Consider the following 7,354-nt stretch of genomic DNA (forward strand, 5'->3'; position numbering starts at 1 on the left):
CCCCGCCCCCGCCACTGGAGCCGGAGCCCCCTCCTGCCGATGCACCACGGGACGACCCGCACCGCCCCGACGTCCCGCACCGCACCGAGGAGGCCGCCGATGCACCCGCGCCCCACCCGCCGCCACCTGCTCACCTCAGCCGGCACCGCCGCCCTGGCCTGTACCCTCCAGACCCCCGCAGCAGCCGCCACCACCGCCCGACTCGCCGACTCCTTCCGGCAGTTGGAGCGCGAGCACGGAGCCAGGCTGGGCGTCCTCGCGCACGACACCGGCAGCGGCGCGACGGTCCGCCACCGCGCGGACGAGGCGTTCCCGCTCTGCTCGACCTTCAAGCCGCTCGCCGTCGCCGCCCTGATGCGCGCCGGGGACGACCTCGCGGCCCGGGTCCACTACACCGACGCGGACGTCGCCGACTCCGGCCACGCCCCCGTCACCGGTCGCACCCGGGTCCTGACCGTCGCCGAACTGTGCGCCGCGGCAATCGAGTTCAGCGACAACACGGCCGCCAACCTGCTGCTGCGCCGGCTCGGCGGCCCCACCGCCGTCACCCGCTTCTGCCGCTCCCTCGGCGACCCGGTCACCCGCCTCGACCGCTGGGAGCCCGCCCTCAACTCCGCCGAACCGGACCGCACCACCGACACCACCACCCCGCGCGCCCTGGCCCGCACCTTCGCCCGCCTCACCCTCGGCGACGCCCTCGCCCGCCCGGACCGCGCCCGGCTCACCGCCTGGCTGCGCGCCTCCACCACCGGCACCCACCGCCTGCGCGCCGGCCTGCCGCCCTCCTGGACGCTCGCCGACAAGACCGGCACCGGCTCCTACGGCACCGCCAACGACCTCGCCCTCGCCTGGCCCCCGCACCGCCCGCCCCTGGTCCTGGCCGTCCTCAGCACCAGGCCCACCGCCCCGACCGCCGCCCCGGACGAGCCCCTCCTCGCCCGAACGGCCGCCCTGCTGGCCGCCGCCCTCCCCTGAACCGCCACGACCGAGGCTCCGCCCTCAGGCCGACTCCCGCACCACCAGCCCCGTCGGAATGATCACCGACGACGGCGCCGAGGCCCCCGGGTCGTTGAGCCGCCGCAGCAGCAGCCGGGTCATCAGCCGCCCCATCTCCTCGATCTCCTGGCGGATCGTGGTGAGCGGCGGCTCCGTCCAGGCCGCGACGGACTCGACGTCGTCGAAGCCGACCACCGCGACGTCCTCCGGCACCCGCCGCCCGGCCGCCCGCAGGACCCGGATCGCGCCGGAGGCCATCACGTCGGAGGCCACGAACACCGCGTCCAGGTCCGGTCGCCGGGCGAGGAGTTCGGTCATCGCGCGGATGCCGCCGTCCGCGGTGAAGTCGCCGACCGCGATCAGGTCGGCGTCGCCGTCGGGGAGCAGGTCGCGGTAGCCGTCGAGGCGGTCGACGGAGGAGGTCTGGTCGAGCGGGCCGGTGATGGTGGCGATCCGCCTGCGGCCGAGGGAGCGCAGGTGCTGGACGGCGAGCCGGGCGCCGCCGCGGTTGTCGTTGTCGACGTAGACCAGGTCGCGGTCGGACTCGGCGCCGGGCCAGCCGGGGCGGCCGCCGATGACGAAGGGCAGGCCGAGGCGGTGGACGGTCTCGGGGGTGGGGTCGGAGCGGTGCAGCGAGAACAGCAGGACGCCGTCGACGTGGCCGCCGGCCAGGTAGCGGCCGATCCGCTCGTGGTCGCGCTCGTCCTCGGCCAGCAGCAGCACCATCTGGTTGTCGGCGGCGGCCAGTTCGCGGCTGATGCCGCGCAGGTGCTGGGCGAAGAACGGGTCGGAGAAGAACCGGGCCTCGGGTTCGGCGATGACCACGCCGATCGCCCGGTTGCGCCGGGTGACCAGGGTGCGGGCGGCCAGGTTGGGGACGTAGCCGAGTTCGGCGACGGCCCGTTCGACCTTCTCGCGCAGGGCCGCCCGGACGCCCGCGCCGCCGTTGACCACCCGGGAGGCGGTGGCCCGGGACACCCCGGCCCGCTCGGCCACCGACTCCAGGGTGGGACGTCCGCCCACTCCCGTTTCGGACTCGGTCACCGTGGGCTCCTCTCCGCCGCCCGTGCGCACGCACGCACGTGATCGCGTTCCTGCTGCGAGCAGCCTAGCGTCCGCCACCCCGCCCCGAGAGCGCTCTCAGAAACCGGTCCGACCCAGGCCCCGCCGCCCTCGCGCCGCGACCACCTGCCATCCCACCGCCCTCGCGCCGCGACCACCTGCCGCTCCGCCGCCCCTCACCCCGTGACCACCTGCCGCTCGCCCGCCTCGACCGCGACGTCCAGCCGGTTCCCGGGCGGCGGGAACGGGCAGATGAAGTGGTCGGCGAACGCGCACGGCGGCAGGAACGCCCGGTTGAAGTCCAGCACGGTGCGCCCCTGCGCGTCCGGCGCGGGCAGCGACACGAAGCGGAACCGGTAGGTGTCCCGCCCGCTGGTGCCGTCCGCGATGACGCCGCTGAGCCGCCCGCCCGCGCTGCCGTCGCCGCTGACGGTCAGCGTGTGCGGCTGCCCGGCCAGCGTGAACGCGACCTGCCCGGTGACGGTGAGCGGCCGGGCCCGGCCGTCCGCGTTCTCCACCAGCAGGGCCTGCGCGCCGCCCTCGAACGGCGTGAACACCGCGGGCACCGCCCAGTCGGGGGCGTAGGGGTAGACCGCGATGCCGGCGAACGCGGCCCGGGCGGGGGCGTCCGGGTCGAAGACCCGCAGGGCGAGCTCGCCCTCCCGTTCGATCGGGACCAGCCGCAGCCCGTCCAGGACGGCGAGCTGCGGGTGCCGGTCGGTGTCGGGCCGCAGCGCGACCCGGCCGGTCGACTCCTGCGGCTCGCCCTCGATCCGGACGCCGTCCCCGGCGCGCAGCTCGGCGCAGACCGAGCCGTCCTCGGCCCACCAGCGGCCGGGCAGGCCGGGGACCTCGGCGGGTTCGGGCTCCAGCCAGTGGGTGCCGGTCAGGGCCAGCGGGCCGTGCGGCGCGCCGGCCGCGGCGCTCCGGGCCTCCGTCCAGCGCTGCCAGGCTTCGGCTGCGGTGTCGGTCATCGGACTGCCTCCCAAGTCGCTCTGTTCTCAGGTCACTTCCGGGTCCGCTTCCGGTGCGGCGGCCGGCTCAGGCCCCGTCCGGTCCGGTGGCCGGGTCGGTGGCCGGGCGGGCCAGCGGGCGGAACAGCCCCTCCTGCATCACCGAGACCACCAGCCGCCCCTCGCGGTCGTAGATCTCGCCGCGGGCCAGTCCGCGCGCGGCGTGCGCGATCGGCGACTCCTGCCGGTACAGCAGCCAGTCGTCGGCCCGGAACGGGCGGTGGAACCACATCGCGTGGTCCAGCGAGGCCATGTCGAAGTTCCGCTCGCCCCACAGCGGTTCGACGGGGGCGCGGACGGCGTCCAGCAGGGTCATGTCGCTGGCGTAGGTGAGCGCGCAGACGTGGATCAGCGGGTCGTCGGGCAGCGCGCCGTTGGTGCGCAGCCACACGCCGCTGCGGGCCTCGACGCCGTCCAGCTCCTCGCGCGTCCACTTCAGCCGGTCCACGTAGCGGATGTCGAAGGGCTGGCGGCGGCTGATGAACGGCGGGAGCTCGCCGAGCCGGGCGCCGACCTCGTCCAGCGCGCTCGGCAGGCTCTCCGGGTCGGGGACGCCGGGCATCGGGAACTGGTGCTCGATGCCGCCGGGCTCGGGCTTGTGGAAGTCCGCGGTGAGCGCGAAGATCGTCCGCCCACCCTGGATGGCGAGCACCCGGCGGGTGGTGAACGAGCGCCCGTCCCTGGTCCGCTCGACCTGGTAGACGATCGGCACGCCGGGGACCCCGGGACGCAGGAAGTACGAGTGCAGCGAGTGCACCGGCCGGTCCTCGTCGACCGTCCGGCCCGCCGCGACCAGCGCCTGCCCGGCCACCTGCCCGCCGAAGGTCCGTTGCAGCGACTCCTCCGGGCTGCGGCCGCGGAAGATGTTCAGCTCGATCCGCTCCAGGTCCAGCAGGTCGACGAGCTGGTCGACGGGGGTTCCCATGTATCGCTCCCTCTCCGGACGCCCGGCGGGCAGGGATGTGCCGCCGAACGCCTCGTCCGTCCTGCACAAGTCTCCGCGCCCGCCGGGAATTCCCGCCTCCCGGCGCGCCCGGCTACCCCAGGCCGGACTGCCGGACGGTGATGTTCAGCCGCCCGGTCAGGCCCAGGTCCGGGTCGGCCGTGCCGGGCAGCGTCCGCACCACCCCGTGGTACGCGTAGCGGTTCTCCCCGCCGAAGACCAGCAGGTCGCCGCCGCACAGCCGCAGGTCCGTCCACGGCCGGCCCCGCCCCTCGGCGTTGCCCAGCCGGAACACGCACTCGTCGCCCAGCGACAGCGACACCACGGGGGCGTCCACCCGCTCCTCCCGGTCCTGGTGCAGGCCCATCCGCGCCCCGTGCGGGTAGTGGTTCACCAGCGCGACGTCCGGCGCGAACCCTGCCGCCCCCGCCACCTCCCCGGCCCGCTCCCCGTACGCCTCGGCCACCGCCCGCCGGGCCAGCGCGCCGAGCCGCTCCGGGAACGGCTTCACCGGCGCCCCGTCCCCGTCCAGCACCGTCCGTGCGTACCCGTACGGGTACCAGTGCCACCCCAGGCAGACCGTCCGCACCGACATCGTCCCGCCGCCGGGCAGCAGCACCGAGCGCATCCCGGCCGGCGGCCGCGCCCACTCCCGGCAGGCCGCCACCAGCTCCCGCTGCTGCTCCGGCCCCAGCCAGCCCGGCAGCAGCACCACCCCGGGCGCCGGCTCCTCCCGCTCCCGCCCGAACAGCTCCCCGACGAACACCCCGCCACCGCGCATCCCCCCATCCTCGCACCGGCGGGCGGCGGCCCCCGGGGCCCCGCTCAGCCGACCACCGCCCGGCGGGGCAGCACGCGCTCGCGGTGGTGCTCCTCGGTGAGGTCGTGCAGGCGGGCCGACAGCAGGTGGCGCAGCGTGATGACGCCCGCGGGCCGGCGGGTGGCCGGGTCGACGACCGGGGCGCTGGTCAGGCCGGTCTCGGCGAAGAGGTGGGCGATCTGGCGCAGCGTCTGGTCGGGGTGGACGGCCAGCCGGCACTCCACGGTGGCCGCGTGCACGACCGGCGGCCCGGCGTCCGCGGCGGCCGCGGCCGTCGCGTCGGCCAGGCGCCGGCGGGTGGTGACGCCGACCAGCGCCCCCTCGGCGTCGACGACGGGGTGCAGCGCGCCGGCCGACCCGTGCAGCGCGCCGATCCGGGTGTGCGTCGCCGTCTCGTGCGCGGCCAGCAGCCGGCCGTGCTCGACGGGCTGCATCACCTCGCGGACGAAGAACGTCTCCAGCGGGTCGGTGGAGTACTCGCGGGTGAGGTGCAGGCCGCGGCGGGCGATCTTCTCGGTCAGCACCGACCGCTTGAGGACCAGCGCGGACAGCGCGTACGCGGCGGTCGAGGCGATCACCAGCGGGAGCATGGCCGACCAGGCGTGGGTGAGTTCGAGGGTGAACACCACGCCCGTCAGCGGGGAGCGCATGACGCCGCCGACCACCGCGGCGAGGCCGAGGATCGCCCAGAACCCGGGGATCGCCCGGGGGAAGAGCATGCCCTCCCAGGCCCCGAGCGCCCCGCCGATCATGAAGACCGGGGCGAGCACCCCGCCGGAGGTGCCGGAGCCCAGCGACAGCGCCCAGATCGCCGTCTTGACGGTCAGGATGCCGAGGATCAGCCCCAGGCCCGCCCGGCCGGTGAGGAGCCGGTCGATCACGTCGTAGCCGACGCCGAGCGCCCGGGGCTCGACCAGGCCGCCGAGGCCGATCACCAGCCCGCCGAGCGCGGGCCACCACATCCAGTGCACGGGCAGCCGGGCGAAGGCGTCCTCGGCCCGGTAGACCAGCCACGTCGCCGCGACGGCGAGCGCCCCGCCGGTCAGCCCGACCACGACGGCCAGGGCGTCCACCGCCGGGGTGAGGTGCAGCCCGGAGGCGTCGACCGGGAAGACCGGCGCGGTCCCCAGCAGCGGCCCCCGGCACACCGTGGCCACCGCCACCGCGGCCGCCACCGGCACGAAGCTGCGCGGACGCCACTCGAAGAGCAGCAGCTCGACCGCGAGCAGGATCGCGGCGAGCGGCGAGTTGAAGGTCGCGGCCATGCCCGCGGCCGCGCCCGACACCAGCAGCGTCTTGCGCTCGTTCGCGGTCAGGTGCAGCAACTGCGCGAGCAGCGAGCCGATCGCCCCGCCGGTCATGATGATCGGCCCCTCGGCCCCGAACGGACCGCCGGTACCGATGCTGACCGCCGCCGAGGACGGCTTGAGCAGCGCCACCTTCGGCTGGACCCGGCTGCCGCCGGTGAGTATCGCCTCGATCGCCTCGGGCATGCCGTGCCCGCGGATCTTCTCCGACCCGTACCTGGCCATCAGCCCCACCACCAGCCCGCCCGCGACGGGCGCGCCCAGCACCAGCCACCACGGGTGGTGCTGGGCCCCCGGCGCGACCAACTCCGTACTGAACCGCTGGTAGAACACCAGGTTGGTGACCAGCCCGATCAGGCGCAGCAGCGCCAGCGCGGCCACCGCGCCGGCACCGCCGACCACGGCGGCCAGGCCGGTGACGACCAGCATCCGGGGACGGGCGGTGAAATCACCGAGTCGGGCATGGGTGGAGGCGTGCGTGATCCGCATGTTGCTCCGCTCTCTGAAAGATGGGATGCCGGTCGACCCCCGCCACGGCACGACGCCGCCCGACGCCCCCGCCGAACCGGCCGGGGCGCCGCGACAGGGTTGGTCACAGCAGGGGTGTCGCAGCAGGGATGTGCAGCGGTGACTTACAGCGGTACGGGCCCGTGCAGGTCGGCCGCGTAGTCCTCGCCGACGACCTGGTGGAGGACGGCCAGCCCCTCCGCGGTGGCCGCCCGCAGCGCGGGGTCGAGCCGGGCGAGGATCCGCGCCAACTCCTGCTCCCGCCAGCGCAGCACCCGCCCGATCAGCGCCCGCCCGTCCGGGCTCAACTCCAGGGTCACGACACTCCGGTGATGCGGGTCCGCCCCGCGCACCACGTGCCCCGACCTGACCAGCCGGTCCGCGAGCCGGGTGACCGACGAGGCCCCGAGACCCAGCTCCTTCGCCACCACCGAACACGACACGCACCCGAGATCGTCGAGCGCGAGCAGCATCCGCATCTGCGGCAACGAGACACCGTCACCCGCCGCCTCCAGACTCCGCAACGCCACACCGATCAGGTCCCGGGTCGCCGTCTGGAACGCCTGGATCTCCCCCGCCACCGACGGGGACTGCGGAAACGGACCGCTCTCCGGTATCGCCATGCCGAAATTATTGCATGCAGCAAGACTTGCCAGCAGACAAGTATTGCCCCAAGCAAGCCCCCCTCCACCCCCACCCCCCCCCC

Annotated in this window: 7 protein-coding genes; 1 reads left to right on the top strand and 6 read right to left on the bottom strand. The window is 75.5% G+C overall.

What is annotated here, in order from left to right:
- Positions 1-99 precede the first annotated feature (99 nt).
- Entirely contained in the window at positions 100-975 is an 876-nt protein-coding gene (gene bla / locus IH44_RS0138110; protein ID WP_030464438.1) for a class A beta-lactamase, read from the top strand.
- Between the two features lie 24 nt (positions 976-999).
- Here the strand turns inward: bla and IH44_RS0138115 are convergent, their stop codons facing one another.
- The 6 genes from IH44_RS0138115 to IH44_RS0138140 all read right to left on the bottom strand — a co-directional run bounded on the left by IH44_RS0138115 (position 1,000) and on the right by IH44_RS0138140 (position 7,271).
- Positions 1,000-2,040: a LacI family DNA-binding transcriptional regulator gene (locus IH44_RS0138115; protein ID WP_030464439.1), complete on the bottom strand. Its 1,041-nt coding sequence runs from the start codon at positions 2,038-2,040 to the stop codon at positions 1,000-1,002.
- Between the two features lie 194 nt (positions 2,041-2,234).
- On the bottom strand, positions 2,235-3,032 hold the full coding sequence (locus IH44_RS0138120; RefSeq protein WP_030464440.1) for a DUF1684 domain-containing protein: 798 nt from the start codon (positions 3,030-3,032) through the stop codon (positions 2,235-2,237).
- Positions 3,033-3,099: 67 nt separating this feature from the next.
- Complete coding sequence (locus IH44_RS0138125; protein ID WP_051818198.1) at positions 3,100-3,996, bottom strand: acyl-CoA thioesterase II; 897 nt, start codon at positions 3,994-3,996, stop codon at positions 3,100-3,102.
- Positions 3,997-4,108: 112 nt separating this feature from the next.
- On the bottom strand, positions 4,109-4,795 hold the full coding sequence (locus tag IH44_RS0138130) for an alpha-ketoglutarate-dependent dioxygenase AlkB (RefSeq protein WP_030464442.1): 687 nt from the start codon (positions 4,793-4,795) through the stop codon (positions 4,109-4,111).
- Between the two features lie 44 nt (positions 4,796-4,839).
- Entirely contained in the window at positions 4,840-6,630 is a 1,791-nt protein-coding gene (locus IH44_RS0138135; RefSeq protein WP_035957595.1) for a chloride channel protein, read from the bottom strand.
- Positions 6,631-6,773: 143 nt separating this feature from the next.
- Positions 6,774-7,271 carry a MarR family winged helix-turn-helix transcriptional regulator gene (locus IH44_RS0138140; RefSeq protein ID WP_030464444.1) on the bottom strand — a complete coding sequence of 166 codons (498 nt, stop codon included), beginning with the start codon at positions 7,269-7,271 and terminating at the stop codon, positions 6,774-6,776.
- Positions 7,272-7,354 lie beyond the last annotated feature (83 nt).

It is taken from the genome of Kitasatospora sp. NRRL B-11411 (assembly GCF_000721345.1).
GTDB lineage: Bacteria > Actinomycetota > Actinomycetes > Streptomycetales > Streptomycetaceae > Kitasatospora > Kitasatospora cineracea.